This is a genomic window from Rhodopirellula sp. P2 (assembly GCF_028768465.1).
Lineage (GTDB): Bacteria > Planctomycetota > Planctomycetia > Pirellulales > Pirellulaceae > Rhodopirellula.
Genome location: NZ_CP118225.1, coordinates 4,839,903 through 4,854,103, shown reverse-complemented (window position 1 = coordinate 4,854,103; position 14,201 = coordinate 4,839,903). Strand labels below are relative to the sequence as shown.

Below are 14,201 nucleotides of genomic sequence, written 5' to 3'. Positions count from 1 at the left end.
GCCGGAACTCCCGTTAGTCGGTCCGGCCGACGGGAGGCAATCGGTCGCTCGGTGGTCCCCCACCGAGCAACACAAGAGAGTAGAACAGTTGTCTCAACTGTTTGCGGGCCTGGATCAAGTGGTTTGGGATCGTGATGCGGATGGTGGGTCGGTTGACCGAGGTGGAACGCTGGGTGGCGGTTTTGAAATCACAGACGGAACAATGGAGGACAATCGTTCTACTCTGACGCAGGAAATTTGGTGGTTCGTTCCCGGCGTTTGCCTTGCTCAGAACATTCCTCCTCCTCCTCCTCCTCCTCCTCCTCCCATTCCACCTCCGTTCGCTTGCATTCTCTTCTTCTGTTGCTGCTCAAATTCTTCGTCGGATAAACGGGGGTCCTCACCGGTGTGCGTTTCGCGAAGGGCAAGCATCAGGTCTTCGATTTCTTTGTGGAGGTCGTCGGTTGTACTGACCAGCAACGCGGGCCGGCCTTCTCGCGAATGGTTGACGGAACTGATGGTGGAGTAGCCTCCGAGTGCTTCCCAGGCATCGGGCTGGATGGTGGAGGTGATCATCTCAATCGTTCCAAGGTCGCCTCCGCGTGGCAGACCGGTGCCTTCGAGGAAGTACAACCGCTGTCGAAGTCTCTCGTCGCCGGCTTCCTGGGTGGTGATCTGCAAGACCTCATCCTTGTATTGATAGGTGAGCCCCATGGGGTGAAGCAGCAAGCGTAGGAAAGAACGGCAAGAAATGGACTGGACCGAAAGGTCCACCGGGGTGTCGTTTGTGAGACCTATTTCATCCAGGGTGAGCTTGTCAATCAGGATGGGGAAATTGAGGTCTTCGGAAATCACCCGGACAGCATCTTCCAGCGGTGTCTCCAGAAAGTCGTAGGAAACCTTTTTGTCCATGACTTCGTCGATCGTTTTGGCTTGTTCAGGCGTCACATCCAACCAGCGATCCGTCGAAATGCCTCTCCGAGTCAACATGGTCATGTCGGTGGTGATCAACAGGCCATCGTCATCAACGACGCCCTTCAAACCGGCGGGTTCCAATGCTTTTCGCAAGAGCGTTCGAAGCGGTTGCTCGGCTGGGGCATCGAATTGGACATGCAGGCTGTCCATGTCGATTTCACCGAGTGTCATTCGCTGCGTGTCGAGCAGGACGGGGATCCGGATCGCTTCTTGCAAGGTTTCCGGAAGCGAGCGGACATTGGATTCAAACGCCAATGTGGTCGGTTGATCGAGTGTTTGCGTCACTCGGTTTGCGACTTGGCTGGTTGCCAATGGCGGTGTGGGCGGCGTCGGTGGAATCGGTGGGGTGGTCGGGGTTGGCAGAGCACGTGGCAGTTGTGAGCGAACGTCCGGCGGCGCTGGTTGAGGCGGTGCGGTCGGAACAGGCGAGTTGGGATCGGGGGAAGCGTTGCCCGGTGAGAATTGTGCGAGGACCGATTGGGATTCCTCGTCCGGTGTCGCGAAGGTCAGGACGCTGGCGGAACGTCCTGATTCGTCGTTGCCCACGGGGACGGCGAAGGCAACCAACAAGGCGAGTCCAACCGCAGCGGTGGAGCCAAGAATGGTGACGACAGGCATGGTGGTGATTCCTTGTGTCAGATGAGATTCAAGAGCAGAGAAGTGGGAAGTCGATGTGGAGTGGGGCCAATTGGAATTGCCAGATCCTGCACCGGGGGGCACGTCCGGATCGGGGGTGGTACCAAGGTCGGGTGGGCAAGTGAGTTCGAACGCGGCTTGAGCAGCCATCGTTTCAGAAACGCTCCAGGCATGTGCCGCCGCCCAAGCCGCCATCGGGGCGACCCCGCGAAGTCGAAGCTGACGGGCGAGGCGTTGCTTGCCGCGAGCGAGCCAGCCGCGGACGGAACCTTCCGAGGCTCCCATTTGTCGTGCCGTTTCGGAAACCGTGACGCCTTGTTGCAGATGCAGCACAATCGCGGATCGGTACTTCTCCGGCAGTTCTGAGAGCTCTTCGTCGAGCACGATGGCTTGATGGCGAAGTGTCAGACGTTCCAACGGGTCGACGGGTGTCGAGGGAACATCGGACAAATCCTGATGGGTGCGTTCGGGTGACATCATGGTGGCGATGCTGGCGCGTTGGGCGACTCGGTGCAGCCAACCGGCGAGCCGATTGGGATCTCGAATCTTCTTTGCTGATTGAGCGAGGTACAAAAAAGTGGTTTGCATCGCGTCGTCGGCGTCGGTGCGATCGTGGCAGCGTCGGATGCAAACGCTGAGAACCATCTGGGCGTAACGTCGAACCAGAGTGTCGAGGGCTTCGAGACAGTTGTCCGTGACCCACGCGTCGAGCAGATCGGCGTCGGTTGGATTGAGTCCGTCCCAACGGGCCGCCGCGGCGGGATCGTCGGGATGGTCGCGTGATTGAACCTGTCGGACATCGGGGGCGATCGGCGGCGGAATGGGGGCCGCTGTGTCGATGGTGAAGTTCCCGCTGGGCATGAGTGATCCCGTTTCTTTCCGACAGAGAAGCAAGGCAGCAGCATCTCGGGGTGAGCCAAGGTGCCGCGACGATCACGCTGGGAAGCGGGTTTCGCCACTCCTGATCATCGCGTGTTCAGGAAGACAGTGGGGTGAGAAGACCACACGGCGCGCGAAAAAAAAGAAATTCGCGAAAAGAAGTGTCAGACAGCGAAGCAACTGTTGCTCGGTGGTTCCTCTGCGAGCGACGGTGGCGCGTGGTTCAGAGTAGAACAATTGTCCCCAATTGTTCCGTCGGGCGGCTCAGGAAGGCTGCTCAGCTTCGCGTTTGTTTGCGGGGGAACATTGCCGGGGCGTGCTTGGTTCGCTGCGGGCCCCAGCGAGCGAGGGATTTTTTCCCGCGAGTTTCCTCAGCCGATGCTGGGGGCTTCGTGGGACAACCGGCCGCGTTGGTGGCACAGGGCTGCCAAGCGATCCGCGTGAGCTTGCGTTAGCGCCTGCGGGGACAAACGCCAAGCCCAGTTACCGCTGGCCACGCCGGGCATGTTCATCCGGGCTTCGTTGCCCAGCCCCAAGACATCTTGGATGGGAACGATCGCGATTTCAGCGTCGGAAGTGATCACGGCATCGATCAATTGCCAGTTCACGTCCACGTCGCTGGTCACGACTTCGTCGAGCGGGTCGGGACCTTCTTCGGGGGGCTTCCGCAAGTGATACCAGCCCATCACGGTGTCGTTGTCGTGGGTGCCGGTGTAGGCCACACACGATTCGGGGTAAGTCGATGGTCGGTGAAAGTCGTCTTCCATGCTGGCGAACCCGAACTGCAAAACACGCATGCCGGGAAAGCCAAGTTCTTCCCGCAGTTCGTGAACCGCTTCGGTGATCATTCCCAAGTCTTCCGCGATGAAGGGGAGCTCACCAAGTTCTTTGGCAGCCGCCTGAAAGGGTTTGGCACCGGGGCCAGGTCGCCACTGGCCTTCGATCGCGGTTGCCGCCCCGTAGGGAATTTCCCAGTACGCTTCGAAGCCGCGGAAGTGGTCGACGCGAAGCAGGTCAAACTGTTCCAACGCCCGACGGAAACGAGCGGTCCACCAAGCGTAGTTGGTCTTCTCCAGTGCGTCCCAGTCGTATTGCGGGTTGCCCCAGAGTTGTCCGGTTTCGCTGAAGTAGTCCGGCGGAACACCCGCGACCAACTTGGGCGTGCCGTCCTCGTTGAGCGCGAACATGTCTTGGTTGCCCCAAACATCGGCGCTCTCGTAAGCGACAAAGATGGGCATGTCGCCACACAATTGCACTTGTCGCTCGTTCGCGTAAGCCTTCAGTCGGTTCCATTGCCGATCGAACAGGAATTGTTGGAACCGCGAGTAGTCAATCTCGCGAGCCATTTCCTGGCGGACTTGTCCAAGTGCATCGGGTTCGCGGTGGCTGATCGGGTCGGGCCACTTCGACCAATGAGACTCTTGGTATTTGTTCAACAGGACTTCGAACAGCGAGAACTCATCAAGCCACCAATCGTTGGTGTCCAAGAAGAGTTCGAACGCGATCTTCAGCTCGCGAGGCGGATTGGCACAAAACCGTTCGTAAGCAAGTTTGAGTCGCGGGTGTTTGAACTTGCCGGCCTCGTCGTAGTCCACAAAGGTTGGATCGCCAGCAGCGAAACCTTCCAAGTCAGTGGCGGCCAACAAACCTTCGTCGACCAACGCTTCCAAGCTGATCAACAACGCGTTGCCCCCAAACGCGGAGTACGCGCTATAGGGCGAGTTGCCGTAGGCGGGCGGACTGAGTGGCAAAATTTGCCAGATCGATTGGCCGGCCGCGTGCAAGAAATCAACCATCTCGTACGCTGCGGCACCCAGGTCACCGATGCCCAATTCCGATGGCAAACTGGTGATGTGACAAAGGATGCCGGAGGATCGCGGGAAACGCATGCGTGAGATCTGGTTGGCGATAGTCGGTCGTTTGAGTCAGAAGTGGTCCACCGCGTGTTCATCGCGGGACAACTTCCGCACCACTTTGGAAAAGACTACCGGACTTCGGTCAAACCGCCAATTGGACCAACTCTCTTGCCGATTGTTCCCCATTTACCGCAATCGCTTTGGCTTCCAATTGTTCGTCGACCAAGTTGTAGTGCACGTCACGCTGGCGAGGGATGAAGCCAAGTTCTTCAATCGCTTCGCGAATCTGTTGCAATGACAAATAGTGCACCGTTCCGGCCTCCGCAACGACGTTTTCTTCGATCATCAGGCTGCCCATGTCATTGGCGCCAAACATCAACGCCATTTGCCCAATCTTCAAACCTTGCGTGACCCAACTACTTTGAATGTTGGGGATGTTGTCGAGGAACAATCGCGAGACGGCCAACATTTTTAAATATTCGAACGAGCCAGTCGGTCGGACATCGGACATCTGGGTGTTGTCCGGTTGGAACGTCCAACAAATGAACGCGCTGAAGCCGCCCGTTTCATCCTGCAGGCTTCGCAAACGATCGAGGTGCTCGATTCGTTCAGCGAGTGTTTCGACGTGCCCGAACATCATCGTGCTGGAACTGATGCCACCCAGTTCGTGCCAGACACGCATGACATTCAACCAATCGTCCGTCATGACTTTGCCGCGAGTGATTTCGTTGCGAACACGATCCGTCAAAATCTCGGCTCCGCCACCCGGCACGCTCCCCAGGCCAGCGTCTTTCAAACGTGTCAGCACCTCGCGGAGCGGCAGGTTGTTGACTTTGGTGAAATGGTGCAGTTCGGGTGGTGAGAACCCGTGAACGTTGACTTCGGGAAAGCGAGTCTTGATGTCCCGCAACATCTCCTCGTACCAATCCAGTTTGTACTTCGGATGCAGGCCGCCTTGCAGCAAGATTTGGTTGCCGCCCAGGTCAACGGTCTCTTGGATCTTGTGCAGCAAGACTTCCCGCGACAGCACGTACCCTTCGTCACTCTTGGGACCGCGGTAGAACGCACAGAAGTCACACACCGCGGTGCAGACATTGGTGTAGTTGATGTTCCGGTCGATGTTGTAGGTGCGATAGGGCTCGGGGTGCTTGGCTCGCGAAACCTTTTCGGCGGCGGCACCGAGGGCGGCCAAGTCGTGGCTCTGCAACAACGTCAGACCTTCGGCGGTTGTCAGCCGATCGCCGGCGACGGCTTTGGCGAGAATGTCGTGGACGGCAGATGAGTTGGCGGGTGCGTTCATCAATCTTGCGGAGGTGAAAGGAAAGTCGAGCAGTTTCGAGTCGGAACCAATCCTAACCCGAAGGGCGATCGAGGAAACGACCCGTCCCGTCAAGGAGGATTGCCTTGCTCGAGCCGCCGGATGGGAATCGAGCTAGATCGTTGTGGGGACCAGCCCCAAATGTTCGGCTTTTTCGCGAAAGGCTGCCAGCCCCAGTCGTTCGCCCTTGCCGAGTTGGAAATGCAGGTTCTCGGCAAAGTAGCGATGCAGGTCTTCGATCGTCAGCCCGTGACCGGCCGCTTCTCGTTTCGCGATCGCTTCGAATTGTTGCAGCCCTTCATTTCGAGACTTGTTCAGCGCGGTTTCGATCTGTTGCCGAATGGCGGGATCGGCGACGGCGGATCGGCGTGCGACCCACATCGCAAACACAAACGGCAATTCGGTCCAGCGGCACCACCGGTCGCCGAGGTCCCAGATCTCTTGGTACTTCGCCGGAGGCGGGTGCATGGCGCGGTCGCCGATCATCAACAACGCGTCGGCGTCGATTTCGTCGGGGGATGATCCGATTGGGAAGGGCACCGTCTGAGGACGCAGCCCATGCATTTCGGCGAGCAAGACTTGGGACATCGCGGCGCTGGTCCGGCTGCCTTCGTCCAGTGCCAATGTTCGGATGTCTTGCATCGGAACGCGACTGAGCACCCGCACGCTCCAGACCGGGCCCCGGCACGCAATCGCGGCGTCCGAGATGATTTCATACTCGTCTCCTCCGCGGAAGTATTCGACGCTGGGGATCAGGGCGATGTCCAATTCGCCGGCCGCCAGATCCCGAGCCAGGCGTGAGGGCAGGTCCAATCGCAATTCACCGAGTTGCCCCAAATGCTCAGGCAACGTTTCGATCAATGGCTTCGTGTTCAGATAAGAAACGGCGCCGAGGCGGAGCATGTTGGTGGCAGGGTTGGAGGAGTTCGTACGATGGCCTTCCAAGACCGTCGATTCAACTTCGATGTATTCGGAGGGCGTCGATTCAATCGGCGACGGCCTCGGAAGGCCATCGTACAAATCTCGCGAGTTGCGACGGTCTTGGAAGACCATCGTACGATTGGCGTGGTTTGCTAGAAGAACTCGGCCTTGCCTTGATAACCGCGGCAAACAGGAGCCGGCAACCCGGTTCAGCTGCGGCCGCGAGTTTTTCGCCAAACTCGCATTTCATTGGGGCCTTTGAACAGCACCATCACGGCTCCGTAGGCCGCGTAGCGATGGAAAACGTACTCGTGGAAGTCGTCTTCGCCCGGCCAGGGGTAACTGTAGATGATGCCAAAGTCTTCCACGTCCAAGCCGATCGATGCGTAAGCTGACTCGATCGAATGACCCAGACTGGGGAGCGTGGGATCTTCGGCGAGCGTCTCGGATCCTGCGGGCAGGAAATTGCCGCGGACCAATTCGGGGGTGGGCCCCGCCCCGGGGATTGCTGCCAGCGTTTCTTGCCAATCGCTCAGCGTCGTTTCGCCTTGGCGGATCAGTTCTGGCTCCGATTCGATCCCGATGGAATCCCAGCCGACTGCGGCGGCCAACCAGGTGATGGCCGCGAAACCACATCCCCATTCCACGAACCGCGAATTGTTGAGCAGCTGTGATTCTGCGACCCACCGCATCGTCTGATAAACGTGCAAGTAGTCGGCGGCCACGAACAATTCGATCTGAGGCCGGTCCCAGCGATCCTGGAAGGCTTCGATCCGTTGCTTGACCCCGTGGACCATCGCGTGAATCTCAGTCGGAATCTCCGTGGTGTCCAAACCGGGTGGCAATTCGATCGGTGTCAGCATGTCGGGCGGTCAAGCAGAAACGAGTCAGACGGGGGATGACGTCAGTACAGCATGCAGAATCCGAACAATCGGTTCCACTGCCAAGCGGGACGGCGAGGTTCTCCGGCGAACCCCGTGATTCGTCAAGCCCGCCTGAGCGAATCGACCTATCTGTTTCGATAAGGCACTCATTCAGCAACACGAAACAGCACCATGAATTTAACTTCCGTCGATGTCAGCCAACCGTCCATCGGTTGGTTGGACGAAATGTGGGGGCAACTGGAAGTCTCCAGCCACGAGGAACAAACCAGGGAGGAGCAAGCACCCGAGGAACAGTTGGCGGACCAATGCGGTCTGACTGACGAGTCAAAGTTGGCCTCGGTGTATGCCTCTCATTACTTGCTTCCCTTGTTTGAGCCGCCCGCCGGTTTGACGATCCCGGTGGATCATCGGTTGAAGCGGTGTCTGCCAGCGGAATTTTGCGAACAGCACGAGTTGGTTCCTTTGGCGGTCCAGGATCACAGCCTGGAAGTCGCGATCGCATCCCCAGCTGCGTTGTTGCTGGCCGACGACGTGCGGCGATTGAGTGGATTGCAAATGCGTCCCTTGTTCGCTCGCGCCACCGTGGTCCGAAGTGCACGCCAAAAACTGTATGGCGTTCCTCAACCGCCAGCGGTCGAAACCGAGGGGGGCAGTGTTCCCACGGCCGAGAACGTTCCCCGTCAGCGGTCTCCTCAGCCGCCGCCGGTCTCGAAAATGTCGAAGCCGAAAACAGTCGTTCCTTCGCCGATGAATTTGACCGCGTACGACCTGAAGGCCTCGGAGCGATGTGCCTGGCAAAAACAGCTGGTCGCGGAAAGCGGATTGACGATTCACTGCGGCCGAAAATCGCTCGACAAGAGTCCACTGGCACGATTGTGGGGCGTGTGGTCCGCCCAAACACACGGTCATCCGGCGTGTCGTTGGAACCCGTTGCAGCGTGAATCCGAGGAGTCGGATCCTTCGGTGGTCATCATTCCTGACCTGAACAATCGGACTTCTGCAGAAGTTTGTTTGCACTCCGTGCTGCAGGGACAGCGGGTTTTCGCCGTGGTTCACGCCCGCGATCCGGTTTCTGCCATTTTGCGACTGCGGGCTTGGGGACAAATTGGCCACTTGCTCGCCGAACAGATTAACCTGTTGATTCATCAGAACGGCCTCTCCCGATCGGAGTGTCGCAGCATCGAAATCGATGACGTGCGTCGCTCCGCGTTGGCATCCGAAAATGACATGGGCCGATTGCAGAAACTTTTTCCTTCCACCGGCAACTTTCTATGTGGCCCCTGACCAACGGAAATCGATGCCTCGTCGGCCCGGAAGCGGAATTATTCCGCGGCACGGTTGCGATGATGGTGGATCAGTTGGTGGACGAATTGAATCCAGCGTCCAAGCTGGAACACGAAGCCGACAGTGAGCCGCTGTTCGCGATCTCAGGGCCGATGGTCGGATTCGATCCACCACACTGGTATGAAATGTGGGAACCAGAGCAAAAGATTTGGTTGCTGGAACGAGTCGCCACCTCCTTGCTCACCTCGCGTCCGGCGCCTGCAATGGCTGCGATGTTCGAAGCCACGGTGGAAGCGGTGTATGTCGAAACGGGCAACTTGATCGTGCTGGAGATCACCGAGGGACGCCCGATTGAGCCCGGTTCGTGGCGTCAGTCGTTGTTGGACGCCTACGTGCAACGCTGCCCTCGCGATAGTTTTCTGGAGGCCACTCATTTTGAAGCGACCACGCTGGATCCGTGTTTGCCTCGTGAGATCGAACGACAGATTCGCCAGCTCGAGCAGACAACCGGGACAGAAGGTGATTTGAATTCCAATTCAATCCAAGATCCCAACTCGATTCAAGGCTCTGTCGGGAAACGCCAAAGCGATTGGTTGACCTATTGGTCGAAGGTGATCGAACGATTGCTGGACGCAACCTACGGGCCACGCGTTCATCACACCGCGGAAGTGTACCGGGATGGCGATCCAAAGTTGCTGAAGCGATTCCTGCAATCCAAGGGCGTCAGCCCCAAGTTTCTGCAGCGAATCCCGCCGCTACGAACCAACCATCAAATTCAAAAAGCGATCACGCGTCTGCAAGCGTTGTTGCTGGATGAATGAACGTGGCGTCGGCGTCCGACGTTCTTCATGCCCGTTGGCATGCTAAGCCGAGACGGCGCGGGATGGCTTGAAGGGGATGACCGAGGGGGTGTCGGCGTCCATCACGTTCAATTTGCGAACCGTTCGTTTGCGCCGGACGGCGGGCATCGTTTCGGGGACCAGCGTGCGACGCATCATCTCCCATTGGTCGCGGCTCATTTCCACGCAGCTTTGCGTGAACCAGCCCACTGCTTCGCTGAACGATTCCTGACGCAGCACGAGCGGTTGCGATTGAACGCTGGTCAGTTGCTCGCAAAACGGACGACTGTCATCGGCTGGTTCGGACGGCTCCGTGATTTCCTCCGAATGCAGTTTCAGGCGTTCGGCGATTTCAATGAAGCGCGTCGCGACCACCAAGCGTTCATGCTCGGTCGCGCCGGGGATCACTGCGAGAATCGTTTCACTGGTGTGCACAGGTGAATTCCAAGGTCATTTCGTCAGAATCAGTTTGCCCTGGCGGGTCTTGCGAAGTCGGTAAATCTGGCCTTCGTTTTCGATCCAGATTTCACCACCGCAACGTGCCAAGGCCTCGAATCGGATGATTTTGGGCATCCCACCGGTCGACATCGTCGTCTCCGATGGAACCGATTCAACCGCCGGTTTCGCCGCCGGAGCTCCCTCCACCACCGAACCCGATGGCATCTCTGCCCAATTGGAATCGGTCGCCGGGGAAGGTTTTGAATCGGTCATGCGACCAATCTAAGTCGACTGGATTGTCGAGACAAGACCTTATTGCGAATGATTTGCATTAAAAGCAGGCGGCCGCTGAGTGTGGAAATCACTGGCCATTTGGAACACATTGCCCGCCCGCAGCAGACGGGTCTCTTCCATCACCGGGGCTTGCAGTTGCACGCCAACTGGCAATCCAGAGGCATCGAATCCACCGGGCAACGAAATCGCGGGCACGCCCGCCAAGTTGGCTCCGACGGTGAACAAGTCGCACAAGTACATTGCAATCGGGTCGTCGGTTTTCTCGTTCAAGGCGAAGGCGGGCGAGGGGGTCACCGGACCAAGCATCAAGTCAACTTGCTGGAACGCGGCGTCGTAATCATTCCGGATCAGACGCCGAACTTTGAGGGCTTGGTTGTAATAGGCGTCGTAGTAACCCTCGCTCAGGGCGTAGGTTCCGACCATGATTCGGCGTTTGACTTCGCTGCCGAAACCGCCCGCCCGGCTGAGCGAATACATGGCTTCCAGCGGTCCGGAGTCGGCCGCGGCGATTTCGGCGTCGCTGACGCGGAACCCGTAATGAGCCCCGTCGAACCGCGAGAGATTGCTGCTGGCTTCGCACGGTGCGATCACGTAGTACGTCGGCACCCAGTACTTGCTGTGTGGCAGTTCGACTTCGACGATCTCGGCGCCCTGTTCGCGAAACACCGATTCGGCGGTTGCCAACGCGTCGCGAACGGCGGGGGAGATGCCCTCTTGATCCAGCCCTTCGCGCAGCACGCCGATTCGCATGCCGCGAACATCTTCGGCGGCCATGGCTGGCGTGTAGTCGGGGACCTCTGCATCAACGGACGTGCTGTCGCGTGGGTCGTAGCCCGCCATCGCTTGCAGTCCAATCGCGACGTCGTCCACGGACCAACCCATCGGGCCGGCTTGATCGAGGCTGCTGGCGAAGGCGACCAAACCATACCGGCTGACTCGGCCGTAGGTGGGTTTCAACCCGGTGATGCCGCAAAACGCCGAAGGTTGCCGGATGGATCCGCCGGTGTCGGTGCCAATGCTCAGGGGAACAACTCCTGCGGCGATCGCTGCGGCCGCTCCACCGCTGCTGCCACCGGGGGTTTTGGTGGTGTCCCAGGGGTTGCCGGTCACACCCATCGCGCTGGTTTCGGTGCTGGCACCCATCGCGAATTCGTCCATGTTGGTTTTGCCAACGACGATCGCACCCGCATGTTTCAATCGAGCGACCACGGTCGCGTCGTAGGGCGGGGTGAAGTCCTGGAGCATTTTGGACGAGCAGGTGGTCGGCATGTCGGACGTGCACAGGACGTCTTTGATCGCCACGGGCAGCCCAGCCAGAGGGCCGAGGGTTTTGCCGGCTTTGCGATCTGCGTCAACGGCCTCGGCGGCCTGCATTGCGGTTTCTTCCGCCACGTGCGTGAACGCGTTGATCGTCGGCTGAGTGGCTCGAATGGCCGCGAGTGATTGTTCGATGACCTCGACGGCGGTGACTTCGCCCGACTCGAGTTGTTTCAAAATTTGCGAGGCCGAATGCAACATGAACGAACCGTCTTGGTCGCGTGGAAAGGAGCTTGAATGGTTTGCGGAGCGGCAGTATCGGCGATCCGCCGCCCGATGGGAATGCGGCTGGATTCCAGCGTTGCCGCGAACGATGGAGGCAATGTGACGAGGTCGGCAAAGGCCGCTTGCAACAACGCCGGGGCAGCGTGTCTGGAACGTGAAGCGTCAGGATTGTTTCAGCCGACGTGCAGCGGCCATGTCAATTCGGCGACGCAGCCAATCAGTGCAGGATGCAATTGGATTGTTCCCCCGTGCAACTCCGCAATCCGGTGCACTCGGCAAAGCGACAACCCGAGTCCGCGGCCGGCTTCCCGGCCACTGAAGTACGGATCAAACGCACGGGCAGCGTCTTCCGGCGTCAGCCCTTGCCCACTGTCGGAGAGACGGAACAGGCAGCGTTTGGCGTCCTTGTCAGCTTCCATCGAGAGAACGATTTTGCCATCGACGCCGATCGATTCCACCGCGTTGTGAATCAGAGCCCGGATGGCTTCGCTCAACATGGCTGGGTCGCCATCACATTTCAATGACGACGGAATGTGGATGTCCACGACGATCTCATCGCGTTGCAGTGTCGATCGCATGGGGGCGATCAGATCGTTCACCACCTGTTTCGCCGCGAACCCGGAAGCCATCTGCGGTTCCGGCGGATGAGCGTAAAACATCAGGTCAGCAATCATCGCATGGGCACGATAGGATTGGTCGACGATCCGCTGCAAGGATTCCGCTTGCTGGGGTCCCGCTGCCGAGGCGATCAAACCCTGCGCACGAGTCGCAATGTTGGCCAGCGGATTGTTGATCTCATGGGACAAACCGTACGCCAATTGCTTCGCCAAATCGCGGCGGACGGTTTCAAGCGATTCTGAAAACTCGCTCTGCAAACGCTCGCGTTCCACCACCATCGCGGTGACTTTGCCAAACGCTTCGTGGGCATCCTGGTTGGACGGGTGTTTGTTGGGAATCGAAGAGGAATCCTCCCGGTCCGAATCGATCAGGCGAATCGAGTGCATCGATTGGCAAATGCTGGCCCGGCGGTGCAGCCCGGCCGCCTTCCACCACAGATCTGATTCCATCAGCCAACGCGAAAACGGCAGTGTCTGGAAGTGCTGATCCAGTCGCATGAAACGCTGGAGCTGTTGTTCACCGGATTCTGTGTCCGGGCAAGACAGGAACGCCGCCCCATCCCAGACCTCGGAGCCATGCCGGATCCACCAATCGCCCAATTGCTTGGTCGTCCATCGGCCAGCGATCGGACGCCAACCTCGCTCGTGTTCTTGCACCAACTTTGCAGCGGTGAACAAACACAACGCGGGGTCGTGGTGAAGCGTGTTGCGCAATTTTCGACGAAACGTCGCGCTGGTGTCACATGAGACCAACGCGTGCAGCAACGTCGCCGACGAACTCGAACGCATTGGCAACCAAATGCGTTCTTCGTGCGTTGGATTCGCTGTCCCTTCGTCATCCTGGATGACGATGGGGGGCAGCCAACCGGCAAACAAATCAGCCGATGACACCGCGATCCATTTCGAGCAAGGTGCAGGCGCGGCCAACCAAATCGTCGATCGAGAACGGCTTCTGCATGAAGTCGTTGGCGCCGGCGGCTTTCAAGCCATCGACCTTGCTGTGCTCGACCATTCCCGAGATGCAAAGAATCTTCACGGTGTCCATGGAAGGATCACTGCGAACTCGTTGGCAGACTTCTTTCCCGTTGATATCGGGAAGCATCACGTCGAGAATCACGAGGTCGGGGCGAAATTCTTTCACGCCCATCCCAGCGTCGAAGCCGTTGTTGGCGGTCCGGATTTCAAAGCGATTGTCTCGCTGGAATCCGTCCTGCATCAAATCGACCAGATCTTGATCGTCGTCGACAATCAACAGCTTTTTCTTGCCGCTTTCCAACGCGTCGGTCGGAATCCCATTGTCCTTCATGAACAAGAACAATTGCTCGCGAGGGATCCGGCGGAATTTGCTTCCTGGGACTCGGAAACCCTTCAGCGAACCGTTGTCGAAACAACGGATAATCGTCTGTTGACTGACTTTGCAGATCTTAGCTGCTTCGCCTGTCGTGAATACCGTTTTTGTGGTCATGGCGGGAACCGTCCTCCCTGTGGGGTAGCCCAATACCGAAATGAGGAAAGCGCGAAGCCGGTTGGGGGGCAGAGAAAACTCTCACCGAAGCACCCAGCTTCACTCCGTCACTCCAATTAGCAAAACCGCGGGGGTGATGCACTAGCACTTCAACCCACTAGAGTCACAAACGCACTTAAAATCCGCCGAACTCGCAAGGGTCACAAGCGACCGCACTTCCCTGGCTTGCCACTGAGGCAAATCATACAGTTCAGGCAAGATGGGTCAAGGTTGA

12 protein-coding genes are annotated in these 14,201 nt (G+C 58.4%); 2 read left to right on the top strand and 10 right to left on the bottom strand.

Features of this window, described 5'->3' with window-relative positions; genetic code table 11:
- Positions 1-267: 267 nt before the first annotated feature.
- The 5 genes from PSR62_RS17235 to PSR62_RS17215 form a co-directional block, all read right to left on the bottom strand.
- On the bottom strand, positions 268-2,451 hold the full coding sequence (locus tag PSR62_RS17235; RefSeq protein WP_274404245.1) for an RNA polymerase sigma factor: 2,184 nt from the start codon (positions 2,449-2,451) through the stop codon (positions 268-270).
- A gap of 389 nt (positions 2,452-2,840) precedes the next feature.
- Positions 2,841-4,358 carry a 4-alpha-glucanotransferase gene (gene malQ, locus PSR62_RS17230; RefSeq protein ID WP_274404244.1) on the bottom strand — a complete coding sequence of 506 codons (1,518 nt, stop codon included), beginning with the start codon at positions 4,356-4,358 and terminating at the stop codon, positions 2,841-2,843.
- 109 nt (positions 4,359-4,467) lie between these two features.
- Positions 4,468-5,625 (bottom strand): cyclic dehypoxanthinyl futalosine synthase, encoded by a 1,158-nt coding sequence (gene mqnC, locus PSR62_RS17225; protein ID WP_274404243.1) that lies wholly within the window; start codon positions 5,623-5,625, stop codon positions 4,468-4,470.
- A 132-nt stretch (positions 5,626-5,757) separates the two neighbouring features.
- On the bottom strand, positions 5,758-6,546 hold the full coding sequence (locus PSR62_RS17220; RefSeq protein ID WP_338020214.1) for a menaquinone biosynthetic enzyme MqnA/MqnD family protein: 789 nt from the start codon (positions 6,544-6,546) through the stop codon (positions 5,758-5,760).
- A 227-nt stretch (positions 6,547-6,773) separates the two neighbouring features.
- A complete protein-coding gene (locus PSR62_RS17215; protein WP_274404241.1) occupies positions 6,774-7,427 on the bottom strand; it encodes a class I SAM-dependent methyltransferase in 654 nt (217 codons plus the stop codon).
- Between the two features lie 192 nt (positions 7,428-7,619).
- On the opposite strand from PSR62_RS17215, the gene PSR62_RS17210 reads away from it, so the two are divergent.
- Together PSR62_RS17210 and PSR62_RS17205 are read left to right on the top strand one after the other, a co-directional pair.
- Positions 7,620-8,732 (top strand): ATPase, T2SS/T4P/T4SS family, encoded by a 1,113-nt coding sequence (locus PSR62_RS17210; RefSeq protein ID WP_274404240.1) that lies wholly within the window; start codon positions 7,620-7,622, stop codon positions 8,730-8,732.
- Positions 8,720-9,553 (top strand): hypothetical protein, encoded by an 834-nt coding sequence (locus PSR62_RS17205; protein ID WP_274404239.1) that lies wholly within the window; start codon positions 8,720-8,722, stop codon positions 9,551-9,553. The genes PSR62_RS17210 and PSR62_RS17205 overlap by 13 nt, the downstream gene beginning before the upstream one ends.
- Before the next feature lie 42 nt (positions 9,554-9,595).
- Here PSR62_RS17205 and PSR62_RS17200 read toward each other — a convergent pair whose 3' ends face one another.
- From PSR62_RS17200 to PSR62_RS17180, 5 genes are all read right to left on the bottom strand, one after another.
- Positions 9,596-10,006, bottom strand: coding sequence for a hypothetical protein (locus PSR62_RS17200; protein ID WP_274404238.1), 411 nt, complete (start codon positions 10,004-10,006; stop codon positions 9,596-9,598).
- A 15-nt stretch (positions 10,007-10,021) separates the two neighbouring features.
- Positions 10,022-10,282, bottom strand: a complete 261-nt coding sequence (gene hemP / locus PSR62_RS17195; protein ID WP_274404237.1) for a hemin uptake protein HemP — start codon at positions 10,280-10,282, stop codon at positions 10,022-10,024.
- 39 nt (positions 10,283-10,321) lie between these two features.
- Positions 10,322-11,821 (bottom strand): Asp-tRNA(Asn)/Glu-tRNA(Gln) amidotransferase subunit GatA, encoded by a 1,500-nt coding sequence (gatA, locus tag PSR62_RS17190; RefSeq protein WP_274404236.1) that lies wholly within the window; start codon positions 11,819-11,821, stop codon positions 10,322-10,324.
- Between the two features lie 197 nt (positions 11,822-12,018).
- Positions 12,019-13,353, bottom strand: a complete 1,335-nt coding sequence (locus PSR62_RS17185; protein WP_274404235.1) for a sensor histidine kinase — start codon at positions 13,351-13,353, stop codon at positions 12,019-12,021.
- On the bottom strand, positions 13,340-13,927 hold the full coding sequence (locus PSR62_RS17180; RefSeq protein ID WP_047815132.1) for a response regulator: 588 nt from the start codon (positions 13,925-13,927) through the stop codon (positions 13,340-13,342). Before PSR62_RS17180 ends, PSR62_RS17185 begins: the two co-directional genes overlap by 14 nt.
- Between the last annotated feature and the right edge of the window lie 274 nt (positions 13,928-14,201).

Bases quoted from the DNA above. Each gene is read 5' to 3' on its own strand.
- PSR62_RS17235 (WP_274404245.1), bottom strand. From the start codon at position 2,451: ATGCCCAGCGGGAACTTCACCATCGACACAGCGGCCCCCATTCCGCCG.
- malQ (WP_274404244.1), bottom strand. From the start codon at position 4,358: ATGCGTTTCCCGCGATCCTCCGGCATCCTTTGTCACATCACCAGTTTG.
- mqnC (WP_274404243.1), bottom strand. From the start codon at position 5,625: ATGAACGCACCCGCCAACTCATCTGCCGTCCACGACATTCTCGCCAAA.
- PSR62_RS17220 (WP_338020214.1), bottom strand. From the start codon at position 6,546: ATGCTCCGCCTCGGCGCCGTTTCTTATCTGAACACGAAGCCATTGATC.
- PSR62_RS17215 (WP_274404241.1), bottom strand. From the start codon at position 7,427: ATGCTGACACCGATCGAATTGCCACCCGGTTTGGACACCACGGAGATT.
- PSR62_RS17210 (WP_274404240.1), top strand. From the start codon at position 7,620: ATGAATTTAACTTCCGTCGATGTCAGCCAACCGTCCATCGGTTGGTTG.
- PSR62_RS17205 (WP_274404239.1), top strand. From the start codon at position 8,720: ATGTGGCCCCTGACCAACGGAAATCGATGCCTCGTCGGCCCGGAAGCG.
- hemP (WP_274404237.1), bottom strand. From the start codon at position 10,282: ATGACCGATTCAAAACCTTCCCCGGCGACCGATTCCAATTGGGCAGAG.
- gatA (WP_274404236.1), bottom strand. From the start codon at position 11,821: ATGTTGCATTCGGCCTCGCAAATTTTGAAACAACTCGAGTCGGGCGAA.
- PSR62_RS17180 (WP_047815132.1), bottom strand. From the start codon at position 13,927: ATGACCACAAAAACGGTATTCACGACAGGCGAAGCAGCTAAGATCTGC.